This window comes from Streptomyces sp. NPDC046862 (assembly GCF_040704615.1).
GTDB lineage: Bacteria > Actinomycetota > Actinomycetes > Streptomycetales > Streptomycetaceae > Streptomyces.
Window position 1 is genome coordinate 86,744 of record NZ_JBEYXP010000037.1, and the last position, 16,902, is coordinate 103,645.

A 16,902-nucleotide genomic window follows, 5' to 3' on the forward strand; every position below is an offset into this window, starting at 1 on the left:
CTCCGTGGAGGCAGCTTTGACACCGGTTCAGACGCGACAACCGGCGGTTCCCTCCTCCATGAGCGCGGTCGACGACATGGACGCGCCCGGGCCCCGGGTCCGGGACGACATGACCGTCGAGGTCGCGCTGTCCCTCATGGCCGGTGCCCGTGTCGAGTACCTCCTCCTGTGCGACGGGGACGATCAGTGCACGGGCTCGATCACCCGGGCCGAACTCGCCGTTCACCGCGGCGGTTCCACCTACACGGACCGGCTCCGTCTACGGGACGTCCTCGCCCTCTCCAGCTGATCCACCTCACCCCGATCAGCCCGTTCTCCTTCTCTGTGTGAACCGCCATCAGGATCCCGTTGAGGGCCCTGCCGACGCGTGTCGGCAGGGCCCTCACTGTCTTCCACCGCGACTTCCCGGCACCCATCGTTGCAGATCACAGGCTATCTGTTCCCTCAGACAGGTGAAATCTACTCTTGCCAGAGTAGACATTGGGCTCTGACGCAGTTAGCCTTTTGCCTGTCAACACGGGTCAAGCGAAACCCGGCAGACATGAACTGGCGGGTCGCAGCACATGAGGTAAGGACGGAGGACGCAGACGCCATCAGGATCGCCCGGCTCGAGAAGCACTCGGCCGGGTACCGCAAGACCCCGGATTGGAAGGTGGTCCCCGGTCACGCAGCCGCGATCCCCGCACCCCCCTTCTGCAGGGCTGGTAGCGGAAACAGAAGGTCGGCAGAGCATTAGGGCCGACGGATGGTGTTGAATTTCCTTCGGGGCCCTGGTGCCGTACGGCACCAGGGCCCCTCGACGCGTTGCACAACGAGGTGACATGACAGCAGATATCCCCCTCAGTGATCGTCTGGACGACGATGACTACCCCGCATACACCATGGGGCGGGCCGCCGAGATGCTCGGCGCCACCCCGGCCTTCCTCCGAGCCATCGGTGAGGCTCGTCTGATCACTCCGCTGCGCTCGGAGGGCGGACACCGCCGGTACTCCCGCTACCAACTGCGGATCGCGGCACGCGCCCGCGAGCTCGTCGACAGGGGCACCCCGATCGAGGCCGCCTGCCGCATCGTCATCCTTGAGGACCAGCTCGAGGAAGCTCAGCGCATCAACGCCGAGTACCGCCGGCGTGCCGGGCACGAAGCACCCGACTCCTCTCCTTCCGCTTCCAGCTGATCATTGGGCGCGCACCCATCGGCTCGAACACCGCACGACGCCCGATCGGCCATGAGCGCCCGCCTGGAACAGCAGGGCGTGACCCGCGGTCAGCCTCCCGGCTGCGGGCGTCGGCGCCTCCGCGGTCGACGGCGTTGCTGACGCCGGCGAAGATCATCAGTCGATGTACGCGTCGACGAACGCCAAGGGTCACGGCAAGATCGTCCTCGTACGCGTCCCGGTCCAGGTACGGGCGCTTGCTCACGGCGATGTGCCGCGCCCTCGACACCGAGCCGGAATGCACACCAGCGCCCCTTCTATGGGCCTAACGCCCGGTCTAGCATGGTCAGCGAGGGAACCTTCTGGCGAGGTTTCACGGGGGCGGCAAAGGGAGCTGGGCCGTTGATCGATACGGGCCGCAGCCGATACGAGGGCCGGGCGATGGTGCCGGTGGCCGATGTCCCAGCGGCGGCACCGGACGGGATCGTCGCCATCGACGACCGGGGGCTCATCCGGTACTGCAACAACGCCGCCGCCGACCTGTTCGCCCGCCCGATCCAGCAGCTTGTCGGCCAGCCCTTCGGATTCCCGCTCGTCGCCGGGCCACCCGCCGAGATCGAGCTGATGCAGGCCGACGGCGCCGCGGTGGCGGTCGACATGCGCGTCACCGCCGCCACCCCGGGCGACATGCGACTGCACATCGCCACTCTGCGTGACATCACCCGTCGTCAACAGATCGAAGACGGGCTCCGTGCCGCCTTGGAGCACCAGCAGATCGTCGTCGGTGTCGCAGCCCATGAGCTGGACAGCCCACTGTTCGCGGTCAGGGTCCTGGTCAACACCCTCCGTGATCCCGGCAGCAGGCTCACCGACGAACAGCGGGACGAGATGATCGGCCGCATCGGCGACAGCACTGCCGCACTCCAGGCCCTGCTGCGCAAACTGCTGCTCGCTGCCCGTATCGACGCCAGGCCCGCCGCCGCCGTGCACCGGGTTCCCCTGCGGGAATTCCTGCTCGAACGACTCGGTGAGTTCGGCGAACGGTCCCACGAGGTCCGTCTCCGCTGTCCTGTCGGCCCCGCCGTCCTCGCCGACCGCGGCGACCTCTCCTCAATGATCGACAATTACCTCGAGAACGCGTTCACGCACGGCCGACCGCCGGTCGAAGTGGCCGCTGCCGACCAGGACGAGTGGGTTGACCTGCGGGTATCTGATCACGGGCCCGGCGTCCCGGAGGTCTTCGTTCCCCATCTCTTCCAGCGGTTCAGCCGTCCGCCGCCCTCGGAAGGCGATGGCCGCGGGGCAGGCGGTAGCCGCGGGGCGGGCGGGGCCGGACTGGGCCTGTGGATCGTCGCCGCCTTCGCCGAGGCCAACCACGGCCGTGCCTGGTACGAACCGCAGTCCGGCGGCGGTTCCTGCTTCTGCCTCCGTCTTCCCCGATCGGCCCTCTGACCCCTCGGTCCACTGCCCCTCGGTCCACTGCCCCTCGGCCCCCTGACGCTGCCGAGTCGTCACGGCTCGTCCTCGTCGCGGCTGTGCCTGGCCGAAGAGGTGATGGGCCACTGGGGTTGTTCGCCGAGGGAGCCGGTCGCCATCACCTCGGACACCTCGGTCATCGGTTCGCCGATGACCATGCCACTCGCGTCGATGATGGCCTCGCGGATGGCGGGGTCGTGAGCGGAGCCCCTGGTCTGCAGTACCGCGACGCACCGTTTGATCTCGCCGGCGCGTTCCACGTAGCGCAGCAGGATGCTGACGTCGGTGAGGCTGGCGATCTCCATGGCGATGGCGGGGGTGGCCAGCGGGGTGACCCGGCCGGTGGGCGCCGAGGTGAGCAGCGTGGTGATCTCGTGCTGACGCAGCAGCGCGCCCAGCGAGATGACGAAGTCCAGCAGTGCCCGTGGCGAGACGATGCGCTCCAGCGCCGAGAGGGTGTCGATGACCAGACGGCGGGGCTCGTATTCCTCGATGACACGCCTCAGGCGGATGAAGTGGTCCTCCAGCGAGGCCACCTCCGGGTAGTCCGAGAGCACGCGGAGGAGGCCGGATTCCTCCATGACGGCCAGGTCCATGCCCCACCCGGAGGCGTTGCGGCTGAGCTGCTCCCGGGTCTCGTCGAAGGTGGACAGCAGACAGCGTTCGCCGGCCTTGTAGGCGGCCTCGGCGAACCGCAGGCCGGTCAGCGTCTTGCCGGTACCGGTGGGGCCGGTGATCAACGCGATGGCATCCCGGTAGAGGCCACCGTCGATCATCGCGTCCAGCCCCGCGTTGCCGATGGACACGCGCTCGCGTGAAGCTCGTTCCCGGGGGATGAGGAAGGCCTGCGGCATGATCACGATGCCCTCGTCGGGGTCGATGGTGAACAGCCACTCACCGGTGTGGTGCCGACAGCCACGCAGCTTGACGACCTCGACGGTGCGCCGGCGCCTCTCCTCACGCAGCACGTTGCGCAGGACCACCACGTTGTCGAAGACGAACTCCTCCACGCCGTAGCGGGACACCCCGTTGTACTCCTGTGCCCGCTCGGCGGTGAGCACCGTGGTGACACCGAGAGGCTCCAGCGCGGCGGCGATGCGGAACAGCTCGTGGCGCACGACCCCCAGATCGTCGAAACGGGTGAAGATCGCTCCCAGCGAGTCCAGCGCCACCCGGGTGGCGCCGATGCGGCGGATCTCGTGCTCGATACGGGCCACCAGGGCGCCGAAGTCGTAGCTGCCGATGGTGGGTGCCTCCTCGATCAGATCGATGGAGACGTCCACGAAGGCCCACTTGCCCTCGCTCTCCCACTGGTCGATGGGCAGGCCGAAGGAGGCGGTGTTGCGGCGGATGTCCTCAGCGGTCTCCTCGAAGGTGACGCACACCCCGGTCTGGTCGTACTCGGTGATGCCGCGGGCGAGGAACTCGACGGCGAAGAGCGTCTTGCCACTGCCGGTTGAGCCCGTGACCAGTGTGGACCGGCCGGCCGGCAGTCCGCCGATGGTGACCTGGTCGAAGCCGCTGATGCCGGTGGGCAACCGCTCGATCCGGTCGGGCTGAGGCATGGTGATCACCTTTCCGGCGGTACGGGCGAGTCGGGAAACCCGAGATAGAGGGCGGCCCGGTCGAGGTCCGACAGGTCCCCGATCACCCGCAACTGCGGGGGCGGCTCGAGCCGGATCACGGTCGGTGTGGCCATGACGTGGTCCTCGGCGGCCCGCCCGGGCGACTCCACCGTGTCGATGACGTCGATCTCGTAGTCGCCGTCCACGTGCGAGCGGCACAGCCGCCGCAGATTCGACTCCACCGCCAGTGACCTCGATGTACGGCCGGTGACATACAGCCGGAAGGAGTAGGCAGTCACCTGTTCCGACTCCCTCCTGGGATCCGCCGTGCACCGGTCGGAGGCACGGGGCAGCGGCCTTTGAGGCGCAGCGGCCCGTGCGGAGACCGACCACATACCAGAAACCACTTATGGCCCATTTTGGGCATGTTTCTCTGCCTGGTCGAGTCGCGATACGGGATCCGAGTGGTTCTGCCCTGATCCGGCTGATCCGGCCGCTTCCGCCGCCGTTCCGCAACCGCCGTGAACCGCCCCGGAAGGTGCCCCGTAGAGCCCGGTGTACGCGGCCCGGCGGCCGCGGCGACACGCAGCGACGGAAGGAACCATCATGGCCGGCGGCAACATCCAGATCAGCCCGGATGAGATGCGGGAGGCTTCGACCTGGCTGCAGAACCAGAAGGAAATGATGCAGCAGAGCCTCCACGAGGCCAACACCAAGATGGAGGAGATGGTCGAGGCGGCCTACGCGACGCCGGGCTCCGAGACCAAGTTCCGTCCCTTCTGGGAGGAGTACAAGAACGGCACCCAGGAGGCCATCGAGGGTCTGCAGGGCGTCAGCGAGTTCATCAAGCAGGTCGCCGACGCGTTCGTCGACACCGACGACCAGACGGCCAGCAGCCTCGGCTGACGCCCTCCGCACCGTCCGGCCCCGCCCTCCCCGGAGAGGGCGGGGCCGGACGTCCGGAGCCGGAGAGGAGACACCGATGGGTCGCATCAGCGTTCCCGTGCAGGATTTGAAGGACACGGCCAAGGAGCTCGAGAACATCGGGGAACTGCTCGGCGACAGCGCGACGCTTTACCACGCCACGGGTGATTCCGACTCGTTCAAGAGCATGGCCGGTGGCGGCGACCTCGCGGACGCTCTCGAAGAATTCGACGAGGCGTGGAAGAACGGTCACGAACGGGTCCACGACAACGTGAAGGTGTTCGCCGAGAACACGGACAAGATCTCCGAGAACTTCACGAAGACGGACGACGAGAGCGCCAACGCGCTGGACGATTCCAAGAAGGACGCGTGACAGGAAGCGTCGTGCAGAAGGGAAACGCGTCATGACGCAGCCGGTCACGGAGCGGCCCGAAGGCGCGCCCTCGGGCTACAAGCTGCTGTTCCCCACGTCCTGGTGGCATCTCGACCTTGACCCGAGCACCCGTGACGCCTCGATCCGCCGCAAGGTCGAGGCCGAGGTGAAGAACGGCCCGCAGCTCTCCCGCGAGCAAGTGGACGACCTGATCCGCAGCACCCGGCGCACCGCCCGCGACGCGCACGCCCAGGGCGCGCTGCAGGCGTCGGGGATGCTCAGGATCATCAACGGCGGCAACGGCCCTCTGGTGCTCTCCGCCACGACGGTACTGCTGCGGGTGTCCGTGCCCGAGGGGGAGTCGGAGGATCTGGCCGACATGGTCGTCGCGGCCGGCATTCAGGTCGGCACGGAAGCGGAGGGTACCGGACTGCCCCCGGGCGAGGTGGAGTTGCTGGACCTGCCCCTGGTGGGTGCGGTCGGGCGGATCACCAGGATCGAGGACGTGGACATCAAGGGGAGGCGGGTCCCCACGGCGATGCGGCACACCCTGATTCCGGTGCCGAACAGCCGGGACTATCTGGTGCTCGCCAGCTCGACCCCCAATGTGAACCTGGCGGAGCAGTTCTACGAGGTCTTCGACGCGATCGCCGAGTCGTTCCGTTTCGATGACCCGGAAAACAACGGAAAGTGAGTTCGCGGGCATGGTGCGGCCAGCGGTATCCGAATGGGAATCGGTCTTCGGGTTCACCGACGACCCGACTCCGGGCGACGTGGAAATGCTCGACAGGCTCGCGAGCAGCTACCGCTCCGTGGCCGACAACGCGGAGGACGCCCTTCCTCTCGTCTCCCAACTGGAGAACCAGCAGGTGGGCGAGGGCAAGTCCATGGAGAAGCTCCGGGACAAGCTGGGCGACCTGGCCAACCAGGTGCGCAAGCTGCACAGTTCGTACGACCAGGCAGCCGGCGCACTGAGCACCTACGTGAAATCACTGGGCGAGCAGCAGCAGAAGGCGGACCAGGCGCTCGCCGACGGGCAGGAGGCCAAGGAGCGGCTGGCGTCGGCCACCGAGGTGGTGCGTGCCGCCGGGGCCGACATCAGCCGTCTGGACGCGGCCTCACCTCCTCCGGACGACGAGGAGACACGGCGGAACACGCGGCGCGCACTGGACGAGGCCAGGGACAGCCAGTCCTCGGCACAGGGGCTCGCTGACGACGCTCAGGCGGATCTCGACGCCGCCCGCCTGATCGCGGAGGACGCGCGGAGCGTGCGCGAGGCCGATGCCGGCGTGGCGGCCCGGGCGCTGGACGAGGCGCGGGACGAGGCGGTCGAGGGCTATAGCACCTGGGAGAAGATCCGCGACGCACTCAGCCTCGCCCTCGGCATCATCGGCGGCGTTCTGGGGGTCCTGGCCATGCTGGTCCCCGGCCTTCAGGGCATCGGACTCGCCCTGACGATCGGCAGCTTCGCGTTCAGCGCGGCGGCGTTCGGGATCAACATCGCCAAGGCCGTGGAGACGGGGGAGTGGGATGTGCTCGACATCGTGTTGAGCTCCATCGGGCTGGTCCTCGGCGGGGCCGCGATCATCAAGGGCGTCGGCGCGATCGTCCAGGCGATCAAGGTAGGCGGCATCGGCAAGATCGGCAGCGGGATCAAGGACTTCGGGAAGGAGTTCAAGCTGATTCCCGAGGCCCTCACCAAGACCCTCCCCCGGAACATCCGGGTCACTGTGAACGACATCAGGAACATCCCCGGTAATTTCGTCGATGGCATGAAGGGCATCGGGGCCAAGGTGGACGACATCGCGTCGGCCGTACGGTTCGCTGTAACCCCGAACGGGGGGTTTGTGGGGAACCTCTGGAAGGCTTTCTTCACGCGCACTCCCCCGCAGGCGACGCTGCCGACCACTTCCGGCCTGGCGGGGGGCACCTACCGCTGGCCGCTTCCGGAGGTGGCGGGCTTCTGGCTGGGGGTGGCGGGCCTCATCTACGGTCCGGCCGCCTATGGGGGCCACACGGCCCCGCTGGCGCACGACTCCAGCTACCTCCCCGGCACGACCTGACCCGGTCTCGCCCGGAAGACGAGAGGGCTCCCGCCGAACTCATCGGCGGGAGCCCTCTGTTGTGTGCGGACGGCGTGCCCGGACGGCGTGCCCGGACGGCGTGCCCGGACGGCGTGCCCGGTACGGGTGTCAGGCGGTCAGGCCGAGGTGCCCGGCTCCGCGATCACCGTCTCCGGAACCTGCACGGTCCGCAGCACGCCGTCGCCCAGGTGCAGGATGGCCCGGCCCGGACGGGTCGCGCCCAGGCGGCTGCGCGGCACCTTGACGCCGATCAGTTCGCCGTCGCTCATTGCCTGCGGCTTCAGCAGCAGTCCGTACCGGTTCCGGCGGGCCTCGGTGTGCCAGCCGGAGAACCCGGAGGTGAGCCGGTCGGTCTGCCCGGCGACGACCAGGCCCCGGCCGGTCTCCGCGCCGGTCTTGGAGATCTGCGTGAGGACCGGCTCGGCCTTCGTCTTCAGCAGCAGGTCGGCGTCGTCGAGGAGCACCACCACCGCACCGTTCGGGGCCGTGGAGAGCGCCTCCTCCAGGGCCATGGGGTCGATGTCGGACTCGTCGAACACCGCGAGCACGCCCGGCCGTCCGGCGAGGGCGCGCAGCGGCGACCGGGCGGGGGCCCCGATCACGACCGGGGTGCCGGCCGACAGCAGCGACAGCGCGATCGTCGACAGCACGGTGCTGCGCCCGGAACGGGCCGGGCCCGCCACCAGGAAGGTCGGCGTCATCGAGAAGTCCGGCCCGTAGGCGGTCAGTTCGTCGCCGCCGACGCCGGCCACCGCCCATCGCGGGTGCGGCCACGCACGCGGCGCGTACCCGGCGGCCTCCTCCCAGGTGAGCCGGTCCGGCAGGGTGTCGACGCGGAACGGCCGGGTGGAGGCGGGCAGGTGGGCCGACCGTTCACGGCACTGCTCGGCGATCCGCTGGAGCGCCGCGGCCTGTGCGTGGCCCTCCGGGTTCTGGGTGAGGAGCGCGATCTGTACCTCGGCCTTGTCCGCCGCCCGCAGCGCCCGGCCCGGCGGGATCTCGTCGGGTACCTTCCGCTGGGTCACGCCGATCGCGCCGTACTCGGACTTCTCGTTCAGCTTCAGGACGAGCTTGTCCTCGGTGGAGCTGCCGACCCGGCTGGAGAACAGCGCCCGGTCGCCGGTCATCACCAGATGGATGCCGGCACTCGCGCCGTCCCGGAGCAGGGTCAGCACCCCGGCCAGCAGGTTCCCGGAGTCGTACTCGCCGAGTTGCTTGTCGAAGACCTCCCAGCGGTCGATGAACAGCACGATGTGCGGCGGCCGTTCGTCCTCGGGCAGCGCGCGCCTGAGTTCCGGCAGGTCGGCGCTGCCGCGGGCGGCGAGCATCTCCTGCCGCCGGCCGAGCTCCTGCGTCAGACGGGCGAGCAGCCGGGCCACCCGGTCCGGCTGGGTGCGCTGGGTGACGGCGCCGACGTGCGGCAGTCCGTCCATGGCCAGCAGGGCGCCGTTGCCGCAGTCGATGCCGTACATGTGCAGCTGGGCCGGGGAGTGGGTACCGGCCAGCATGCCGGCGAGCGTGCGCAGCGTCTGCGAACGGCCCTGCCGGGGCGAGCCGACGATGTGCAGGTGCCCGAGGGTCGCCGGGTCGATCACCAGGGGGAGCCGGGCCTGTTGGGCGGGCAGGTCCACCACGCCGTACGCGACGGGCGCGAGGTCGTAGTCCGAGAGCGGAGCCGACGGCAGTTCGCCCGTGACCAGCTGCTCCGGCAGCGGCGGCAGCCAGGGGCTGTGCTGCGCGGGGATGCCCATCTCCCGGTCCGCCTCGCGGATCGCCCTGACGAGTCCGGTGAGGTCGGTCTCCACCTCGGCGGGGGCGGCCGCGGCGCGGGGCCGGGTCGGAAGCGGCTCGCCGAGCCTCTCCCAGCCGACCGCCACCGCCCAGGGTGCCGGCAGCGAGGTCGCCGAGGCGCCGGGCCGTCGGCCGCCGACCCGTCCGGACTGGAACGGCACCAGGGAGTTCTGGCCGAGCCGTACGTACGCGCGGCCGGGGTTGCTCTGCGAAATCCCGGCGGCTTCGGCGGAGTTGATGACGTCCTGGCTCTCGCCGGAGTCCGTCACCCGCAGCGCGATGCGCAGGTTGGTGTTGGCGCGGATCTCCGAGGAGACGACGCCACTGGGGCGCTGCGTCGCCAGGATCAGGTGGATGCCGAGGCTGCGGCCCCGCTGCGCGATGTTGACCAGGCCCTTCACGAAGTCCGGCAGGTCACGCACCATCGAGGCGAACTCGTCGATGACGATGAGCAGCCGGGGCATCGGGGTGTGATCCGCCGGGTTCCGCTCCAGCAGATCGACGTAGTCCTCGATGTCCTTGGCACCGACCGCGGCGAGGATGTGCTCGCGCCGGGTGAGCTCCGCCGTCAGTGACACCAGGGCCCGCTCGACGAGGTGGGCATCGAGGTCGGTGACCATGCCGACGGTGTGCGGCAGGTCCACGCAGTCCTTGAACGCGGAGCCGCCCTTGTAGTCGACGAGGACGAACGTCATCGCGTCCGGACGGTTCGCCACCGCGAGCGAGGCGACCAGCGTCTGGAGGAGTTCGGACTTGCCGGAGCCGGTGGTGCCGGCGACCAGCCCATGCGGGCCGTCGCGCCGCAGGTCCAGGAAGAACGGGCCGTCCAGGGAGACGCCGACGGCCGCCCGGGTCGAGCGGCCCCCGGCACTCCAGCGCGCCCGGATGCCGTCGGCCTGCGGCGGGTCGAGGGCGATGACGTCGAGCAGCCGCGCGGAACCGGGGAGCACCGCGGCCTCCTCGTCGGCCCCGCCCGGGTCCCGCAGCGGGCCCATCGCGCGGGCCAGCGAGCGGCACCAGTCCAGGGACACCGCGTCGGGCCTGACGCCCCCGACGGTGTCCCTCCCGGAGCGTCCCACCCGCACCGTTCCGCCGGGCTCCTCGGCGACGACGGCGTGGCACTCCTCGGGCAGCAGCCGCTCCTCGGCGTCCAGGCAGATCGCGCGGACGCCGACGGACGGTCCGTCGCGCAGGATCTGCGCCACGCCGGGCAGCGAACGCAGCCTCCGGGCTCCGTCGAGGACGACGAGCACGTCGGGTCCTGCGGGCCGGCCGCGCCGGTCCTCCCGTCCGGCACGCTCGGCGATCAGCGCGGTCAGTTCGGCGACCCGGCGGGCGCAGGTCTCCGTCCCGTAGCCGATGCTGGCCGGGGTGTCGCCGGACTTCTTCCGCACGTGCGGCAGCCAGCGCAGCCACGACCAGCCGTCCCGGCCGGGGCCGCCGGTCGTCAGCAGGTGGATCTGGAGGTCGCGGGGGCTGTGCAGGACGGCGGCCTGGGCGACCGCCCACCGTGCCACGGAGCGCGCGGCCGGGCCCTCGCCGGCGATTCCCAGGACGTCGTGCTCGCGCAGCGCGACGGTCACGGGGACGTCGTACGCGGTCCACGGGTCCTGGCGGCGGTGTTCGTCCTTGGTCGGGTCCAGGAGCACCACGTCGGAGGGCAGGTCGGCGGTCCCGACGCGCAGTTCCAGGAAGTCGGCGTCCGAGGTGCGGCGTTCCCACAGGCGGTGCCGGGGCCCGACGGCCGTCAGGACGACCTCGGCCGGGTCCGGGAAGCCACGGCGCCGGGCGGTGCGTTCGGCCGCCAGGGCTTTCTCCGCGTCGCCCTCGATGCGCTCCTTCTTCTCCTCGTAGGCGGCGACCGCCTCGGAGTGGGACTCGCGTCCGTTGCGCTTGCTCATCATGTAGTTGCCGAGGATCACGACCGGGGAGAGCAGCCCGAACAGCAGCATCGTCCAGCGGCCGAAGACCAGCGCCCCGGTCACCGCCATCACGATCGGGGCGGCCGCGGTGATCCACGGGAGCGGCCGGGCGCCGGGCGCCGCGGGCGGGGAGGGCAGGGAGAAGCGGGTGGCGTTCTCGGCCGGCCGCAGCCGTGGCGGCCGGTTGTAGTCCCAGCCGGTGCCGTCCTCCGACGGCTCCACGGCCGCGTCCTGCCGCTGCGGGAGGGCGAGTTCGAGCAGGCAGCCGCCGACGAGGAGCTGAGCGCCGACCGGCCAGGCGGTGGCGTTGGCAGTGGCATTGGCGTTGGCCGTGGCATTGGCGGTGGCTGCGGTTTCGGTGAGGTCCTCGCGGTCCAGTCGCGGGGTGCCGTCGCCCGGCGCGGACGGGTCGGGAGTCACGCGGCAGCGCCCTCCGGGACCCACCGTCAGGGCGGCGTACGGACGGTCCGGTACGCCGCGCAGCACCTGGGCGGTCCCGTCGTGCGCCAGCCCGATCCGGTACTCACCGAGGTCGAGCCGGTGCACCGCGCCCGCCCCGGTCCCGCCGACCACACGGACCTCCGCCAGCCCGTCCGGTTCGGCCGACGAGGTACCGGCCGGGCGGCCCAGGCCCACGACGGCCGCGTGGTGGAGCGGCGCGTCCCGCAGCCGCATGTCCGCGGGCAGCAGCCGGTCGCCGACGTACAGGCCGAGGCCCTCCGGGGGCCGGTGGACGCCTCCCGCCCCGGCCAGCGCCTCCGCGACGCCGCCGACGGGCGTGTCGGGGTCGGCGTCGAGGTGGACGTCGAACGCGTCACTCTCCCCATCGACCACGGTCAACATCAACGACACGAAACGTCCTCCAGCCGGCGTGAATGCGGGGGCGCGGGAGCCGTGCTCGACAGCTCTCGTGCCACTGACGGGGCCTACGGGGCCCGCCCTCGGACGGTTCACGGGCGCCGCCCGCGCCCTGGACCGCCGCGTCCGTGGACCGTCCGTGAACCGTCTGCGGTCGCGCCCCGTAGTGGCCTTTCGGGTGCGGGGCGCCGCGACGTGGCCGCGGTGCCGCTCCCCCGCTTCCGACCGTCCCGGCTGCGCCGCCGGGGGTCCCGACAAGGAGTCAGAACAGTGATGATCTGGTACGTCCTGGCCGTGGTGCTGGGGCTGGCGCTGATCGGAGCGGTGGCCGCGCTGGTCGTCACCGAGCGGCGGCCCCGCCCGCCGAGGCCCGTCGCCGCCTCGGCCGCCGTCGTGGGGCGGGAGGCACTGGACGTGGTCGACGCGGGCCTGCGCCGGCTGACGGGCGAGTGCCTGCGCTCCGGCCGGTCGCTGCCCGACACGTACGCCGTCGTCTACTCCGAGGAGCGGCTCGGACTGCTGCTGGCCGGCGCCGAGGAGGACGCCCTCGCGCCCTGGACCGCCGAGGCGGACGGCGAGCGCTGGACGGTCTCGCCCGACGCCCTGCGCCGTGGTCCGGAGGGCGAGCCGGCCGTGCCGTACGCGCTGACGGTGACGGTGGGTCTTGACGGCGCCGACCGGGTGCTGGTCGACCTCTCCCGGGCGGCGGGGCCCGTGTCCGTGGCGGGCCCCGACGAGGAGGTGCGGGGTCTGGCGCGGGCCGTCGTCACCGAGGTGCTCTCCGGCCCGGTGGGGACTCTCGCCGAGGTCACCCTGGTGGGGTCCCTGGCCGGCGAGGGGCTCGTCGCCGCCGACGTGCCGCGGGCCTCGCGTCTGCACACCGCGGCCAGCCTGGAGGAGGCGTTCGCCGGGGCGGCTTCGGCGGGCCCGGTCGAGCCGGAGCCCGGATCGCCCGACGTCACCCAGATCTTCCGGCTGATCGAGGGGAGCAGCCGGACCGCCGTGCAGGGCGAGGCGCCGCACCTGTTCGTCGTGGACGCCTCACAGTTCCCTCGGCGGGAGGGAGCGTTGGCCGGCCTGCGGCGCGGGGACGCGCTGCTGGTGCTCGGCGACGCGCCCGCGGGGTGGCGCTGGCGGGCCGGTGCGGACGGATCACTCGACACCGGGCCGCTCGGCCTGCAGATCACCCGGCACGTGGGGCGTCTCGCGTGACGTGGGTCTCGCGGGACGTGAGGTCTCGCGGGACGTGGGGCGTTTCGCGTGGGTCTCATCCGGCGTCGCGGTAACGGCGTCCGCGTCATCCGGCGTCGCGGTAACGGCCGTCCGCGTCATCCGGCGTCGCGGTAACGGCCGTCCGCGTACAGCCCGCGGCTGTACAGCGCCTCCCGCAGGGCGCGGGAGGCGTAGAACGTCCGCGACTTGACCGTGCCCGGCGGCACGCCGAGGACCAGGGCCGTCTGGTTGACGCTGCGCCCCAGGTAGTGCACGTGCAGCAGAACCTCGCGCTGCCGCGGTTGCAGGTCCCACAACGCCTCGAAGAGCACCTGGGAGGTGAGCATGTGGTCCACGTCGTCGGACACCTGCGGGTGGGCGAGTTCCGGGTCGCCGGTCTCCGCCGGTCTGGCCTGGCGGGCCCTGAGATCGTCGATGACGAGGTTGCGCAGCACGGTGAACAGCCACGGCCGCGCCGAGTCCGTGGTCGGGTCGAGCTCCCCGGCGTGGCGCAGCGCACGGATCGCGACTTCCTGGAGGAGGTCCTCGGCGCGGTGCCAGTCGCCCTGCAGGCGCCGCGCGGCGAACTGCAGTAACGCGCGGCCGTGAAAGTGGTAGAGGGCTCTGAGGAATTCCTCGGGGCGGAGTTCCGCGGTGGGGGTGCGGGGTATTCGGTCTTCGGTCGAAGTACAAGCCGACAAAGGCCTTTTCCTCTCCGGTCACCTGTCCGGTCACCTGTGGGGGGAGACGGGTTCAGCCGACTCGCGGCGACGCTGAACGCGCCCCGGTTCCGCCGTCGTTCCGGCGGCCGGGGCCGAGCGGTGAGGCACATCGTTCGGGGGCAATCGGCGGCGGCCGACGCCCCTCGTGGGGTGGGGCGCCGGCGCCGCCCGTCGGTCCGCCGCCCGTCAGTCCGGTTCGCGGGCGGAGAGCGAGTCCACCTCACCGGGCGTCAGTTCCCGGTCGTAGACGTGCACGTCGGCGATGTCGCCTTTCCAGTGGTCGACCGCCTTCCCGCCGACCCTCGCGCGTCCGATCAGCACATCGCCGGTGGGCTTCGCCTTGCTGGAGGCCTCCCTGCTTCCCGCGAGCCTGCCGTCCACGTAGATCCGCATCCGGTGATCCTTCTGGCTGTACGTGCCGGTGAGGTGGTACCAGCGGTCGGCCTGTGGCCGCTCGGACTTCTCCGCGACGGTACGGGCACCGGGGAAACTGAACGCGAAGTTCTCGTCCTGGCCGGAGTACTGGAGGAAGAACGCGCTGATCCGCTCGCCGTCCTGGGACACGGCGGTGCGGAAGCCGTTCACGGAGTTGAGCCGCACCCGTGCGGCGACCGAGTAGTCCGCGCCGGCGGTGTCGATCCGGGAGCCGGCCGTCGCGTACCCGCTGGGGTTGTTCAGCCGCAGGGCACCGCCCTCGGGACCGTCGGTCCACTCCGCGTCGCCGCTGACGACGGCGTCGTGCTCACCCGCCTTCGCGGTGCCGGACCGGTGCAGGGGCCACCACCCGACGCCGCGCAACGACTCGGCGCCCGCGCCCCCGCCCGACGAGGCCTGTTGCTCCTCGGAGTCCCCGGAATCCTGACCGCGCACCAGTTGGGTGACGACGAAGGCGAGCGCGACGGTCAGTACGGCGATCGTGGTGATGAGCGACCATCTGCGCGTCATAGTGCTGCCTGGGATGTGCGGCACAGGAATGTCACTGGTGAATCACGTGTCCGATCCGAAAGCGGGTTTTGACGTACCCCAAAATTGTGACAGACCGATCAGGCACGAATGTGGGTGCGCTGTGAATTTACTGCACCCCGCAACTCGCGGCGAAGCCCGATATGGGCGTTGAACACAGGGGTGTTGGGCGGGGGTAACGCAGTCTTTCCTGGGCGACGACCGCACGGTCACGGCAGCCGGTTATGAACATGCTGTTGGGCTCACCCCGCTCATGCGCGTGGGGGGGAGCGGCCGGGGGACCGGGGGCCGGGGGCCGGGAGAAATGCTTGGGCGTTGCCGTACGCCCCCCGCCATGCCTTCCTCTTGGCTTTCAGGAGGAAGGGTGGCCCGACTCAAGGAACATCGAGCTCACGCCACCCGCCGCAGCAGTGTGCGCGGTGTCACGCGCTTCGAGAACTGCCCAAGTTGCCCAGGTCACAGCGTAAATGTCCAGGTCCATTTAGCGTCCATGCTCGAAACGGATGCCGAGTCCCTAAGTGGAGCGAACGGGCATCAACTTGGACTCGACGCGCCTAAGTGACCCATGGCACAGCATTCGTGATCCCCCTCCTTGTTCCCCGTAGAAAGGTGCTCCTTGTGGCCGCTTACCTGTGCCCTCCCGCCGTGATACACGGCGAGCACACCGTGGAGACCAGCAAGATCGTGGCGGAAGTGCGCGGCCGGCACCCGCACGCGGCGTGGGCGCCGCGGATCGACGGCATCGCGGCCAGTACGGGCATCGAGAACCGTGGGTGGATGCTGCCGCTGGAGACCGCCGTCGCCCCCGGCAACGGGAGCGGTCTGGGGGCTGTCGGCATCGGGCCGGCCCGAGAGGCGCTGGCCCGCGACGGGTTCGCCGAGCAGGACGTGGACCGTGTGATCGCCGCCCTTGAGGCGATACCCGCGCCGCAGACCGTCCAGGAGCGCACCGCGCCGGCCTGGGCGGCCGTGCGGTCCTACGGGGAGCACGCGGCACGCGGGGCCCTGCAGATCGCCGGGCTGGACGCCGCGGACGTCGACTGCTTGATCACCAGTCACTCCACCACCCCTGCGCTGCCGGGGCTGGACGTCTCCCTGGCCAACACGCTCCCGCTCCGCGACGACGTGACGCTGCTGCCGGCCACGCAGTGGGCCTGCATCGCCGGGACCCGCTCCCTGACGCTGGCGGCGGATCTCGTGGCCGCGGACCCCGACCGGGTGGTCCTGGTCGTGATCGCGGAGGCACTGAGCACGACGTACCAGCCCGCGGACGACACTCTGGAGTCCCTGATCGTCCGGTTGCTGTTCGCGGACACCGCGGTCGCCGCGGTGGTCACGGGCCGCCCGAGACCCGAGTCGGTGCTGCGGCTGGACGCCGCCTGGCACCACACCCTGCCCGGCACCCAGGACCTGCACCGCCTGGAGACACGGGCGGACGGCAACCACTTCGTGATGGACCGGCGCGGGCCGCGTGCCGTACAGGAGACGGTCACCGCGATGTGGGAGTGGCTGCGCGTCCGTTACCAGGACGACCCCGACTCCTGGCACCCCGACGTTCTGCTCGCGCACCCCGGCGGGACCCGGGTGCTGGAGTACATGGAGCAGACGATGCCCGACGGGTGGCCGTCGGGGCTGCTGGACTACAGCCGGGACAGCTACACCAGCGGCAACCGCGGAGGCGCCGCCGTGTTCGACATCCTGCGGAGGGCGCACGACGCCGGGCAGGAAGCGGGCAGTCGTGCCGTCCTGTACGCGGCGGCCCCGGGCCTCACGGCCACCGCCGTGGAAGGGCAGTGGCTGTAGGCCCTTGTCGGCCCAGTGCGAGCTCGCGCCACCCGTGCCGGCGGTCGGACTGCCC

The 16,902-nt window shown here is 70.9% G+C and carries 14 protein-coding genes; 9 read left to right on the forward strand and 5 right to left on the reverse strand.

Annotated elements, in window-relative coordinates; translation table 11 throughout:
• Positions 1–58 precede the first annotated feature (58 nt).
• The 3 genes from AB0959_RS33970 (at position 59) to AB0959_RS33980 (ending at position 2,606) form a co-directional block, all read left to right on the forward strand.
• Positions 59–289: a CBS domain-containing protein gene (locus AB0959_RS33970; protein WP_366830555.1), complete on the forward strand. Its 231-nt coding sequence runs from the start codon at positions 59–61 to the stop codon at positions 287–289.
• 532 nt (positions 290–821) lie between these two features.
• Entirely contained in the window at positions 822–1,175 is a 354-nt protein-coding gene (locus AB0959_RS33975) for a MerR family transcriptional regulator (protein ID WP_366830556.1), read from the forward strand.
• 381 nt (positions 1,176–1,556) lie between these two features.
• Positions 1,557–2,606, forward strand: coding sequence for a HAMP domain-containing sensor histidine kinase (locus AB0959_RS33980; RefSeq protein WP_366830557.1), 1,050 nt, complete (start codon positions 1,557–1,559; stop codon positions 2,604–2,606).
• Between the two features lie 59 nt (positions 2,607–2,665).
• Here AB0959_RS33980 and kaiC read toward each other — a convergent pair whose 3' ends face one another.
• Positions 2,666–4,195: a circadian clock protein KaiC gene (kaiC, locus tag AB0959_RS33985; RefSeq protein WP_366830558.1), complete on the reverse strand. Its 1,530-nt coding sequence runs from the start codon at positions 4,193–4,195 to the stop codon at positions 2,666–2,668.
• 5 nt (positions 4,196–4,200) lie between these two features.
• Complete coding sequence (locus tag AB0959_RS33990; protein ID WP_366830559.1) at positions 4,201–4,494, reverse strand: circadian clock KaiB family protein; 294 nt, start codon at positions 4,492–4,494, stop codon at positions 4,201–4,203.
• A 307-nt stretch (positions 4,495–4,801) separates the two neighbouring features.
• Between AB0959_RS33990 and AB0959_RS33995 the strand changes: the two genes are divergently transcribed.
• The 4 genes from AB0959_RS33995 to AB0959_RS34010 all read left to right on the forward strand — a co-directional run bounded on the left by AB0959_RS33995 (position 4,802) and on the right by AB0959_RS34010 (position 7,555).
• Entirely contained in the window at positions 4,802–5,101 is a 300-nt protein-coding gene (locus AB0959_RS33995; RefSeq protein WP_366830560.1) for a WXG100 family type VII secretion target, read from the forward strand.
• Between the two features lie 76 nt (positions 5,102–5,177).
• On the forward strand, positions 5,178–5,492 hold the full coding sequence (locus AB0959_RS34000; protein ID WP_366830561.1) for a hypothetical protein: 315 nt from the start codon (positions 5,178–5,180) through the stop codon (positions 5,490–5,492).
• 31 nt (positions 5,493–5,523) lie between these two features.
• Positions 5,524–6,186, forward strand: a complete 663-nt coding sequence (locus AB0959_RS34005; RefSeq protein WP_366830562.1) for a hypothetical protein — start codon at positions 5,524–5,526, stop codon at positions 6,184–6,186.
• A 10-nt stretch (positions 6,187–6,196) separates the two neighbouring features.
• On the forward strand, positions 6,197–7,555 hold the full coding sequence (locus tag AB0959_RS34010) for a hypothetical protein (RefSeq protein ID WP_366830563.1): 1,359 nt from the start codon (positions 6,197–6,199) through the stop codon (positions 7,553–7,555).
• Positions 7,556–7,692: 137 nt separating this feature from the next.
• On the opposite strand, the gene AB0959_RS34015 is transcribed toward AB0959_RS34010, so the two are convergent.
• Positions 7,693–12,132, reverse strand: coding sequence for an FtsK/SpoIIIE domain-containing protein (locus tag AB0959_RS34015; RefSeq protein ID WP_366830584.1), 4,440 nt, complete (start codon positions 12,130–12,132; stop codon positions 7,693–7,695).
• Positions 12,133–12,420: 288 nt separating this feature from the next.
• On the opposite strand from AB0959_RS34015, the gene AB0959_RS34020 reads away from it, so the two are divergent.
• Complete coding sequence (locus tag AB0959_RS34020) at positions 12,421–13,359, forward strand: hypothetical protein (protein ID WP_366830564.1); 939 nt, start codon at positions 12,421–12,423, stop codon at positions 13,357–13,359.
• A 116-nt stretch (positions 13,360–13,475) separates the two neighbouring features.
• Here the strand turns inward: AB0959_RS34020 and AB0959_RS34025 are convergent, their stop codons facing one another.
• Together AB0959_RS34025 and AB0959_RS34030 are read right to left on the reverse strand one after the other, a co-directional pair.
• Positions 13,476–14,060: a sigma-70 family RNA polymerase sigma factor gene (locus tag AB0959_RS34025; protein WP_366830565.1), complete on the reverse strand. Its 585-nt coding sequence runs from the start codon at positions 14,058–14,060 to the stop codon at positions 13,476–13,478.
• 207 nt (positions 14,061–14,267) lie between these two features.
• Positions 14,268–15,026 carry a LamG domain-containing protein gene (locus AB0959_RS34030; RefSeq protein WP_366830566.1) on the reverse strand — a complete coding sequence of 253 codons (759 nt, stop codon included), beginning with the start codon at positions 15,024–15,026 and terminating at the stop codon, positions 14,268–14,270.
• Between the two features lie 636 nt (positions 15,027–15,662).
• Here AB0959_RS34030 and AB0959_RS34035 point away from each other — a divergent pair.
• On the forward strand, positions 15,663–16,847 hold the full coding sequence (locus AB0959_RS34035; protein WP_366830567.1) for a type III polyketide synthase: 1,185 nt from the start codon (positions 15,663–15,665) through the stop codon (positions 16,845–16,847).
• The last annotated feature ends 55 nt before the right edge of the window (positions 16,848–16,902 follow it).

Excerpts from the sequence above, each read along its gene's own strand:
- AB0959_RS33995 (WP_366830560.1), top strand. The coding sequence starts at position 4,802 with ATGGCCGGCGGCAACATCCAGATCAGCCCGGATGAGATGCGGGAGGCT.
- AB0959_RS34010 (WP_366830563.1), top strand. The coding sequence starts at position 6,197 with ATGGTGCGGCCAGCGGTATCCGAATGGGAATCGGTCTTCGGGTTCACC.
- AB0959_RS34000 (WP_366830561.1), top strand. The coding sequence starts at position 5,178 with ATGGGTCGCATCAGCGTTCCCGTGCAGGATTTGAAGGACACGGCCAAG.
- kaiC (WP_366830558.1), bottom strand. The coding sequence starts at position 4,195 with ATGCCTCAGCCCGACCGGATCGAGCGGTTGCCCACCGGCATCAGCGGC.
- AB0959_RS33970 (WP_366830555.1), top strand. The coding sequence starts at position 59 with ATGAGCGCGGTCGACGACATGGACGCGCCCGGGCCCCGGGTCCGGGAC.
- AB0959_RS34030 (WP_366830566.1), bottom strand. The coding sequence starts at position 15,026 with ATGACGCGCAGATGGTCGCTCATCACCACGATCGCCGTACTGACCGTC.
- AB0959_RS34020 (WP_366830564.1), top strand. The coding sequence starts at position 12,421 with ATGATCTGGTACGTCCTGGCCGTGGTGCTGGGGCTGGCGCTGATCGGA.
- AB0959_RS34015 (WP_366830584.1), bottom strand. The coding sequence starts at position 12,132 with ATGTTGACCGTGGTCGATGGGGAGAGTGACGCGTTCGACGTCCACCTC.
- AB0959_RS34005 (WP_366830562.1), top strand. The coding sequence starts at position 5,524 with ATGACGCAGCCGGTCACGGAGCGGCCCGAAGGCGCGCCCTCGGGCTAC.
- AB0959_RS33975 (WP_366830556.1), top strand. The coding sequence starts at position 822 with ATGACAGCAGATATCCCCCTCAGTGATCGTCTGGACGACGATGACTAC.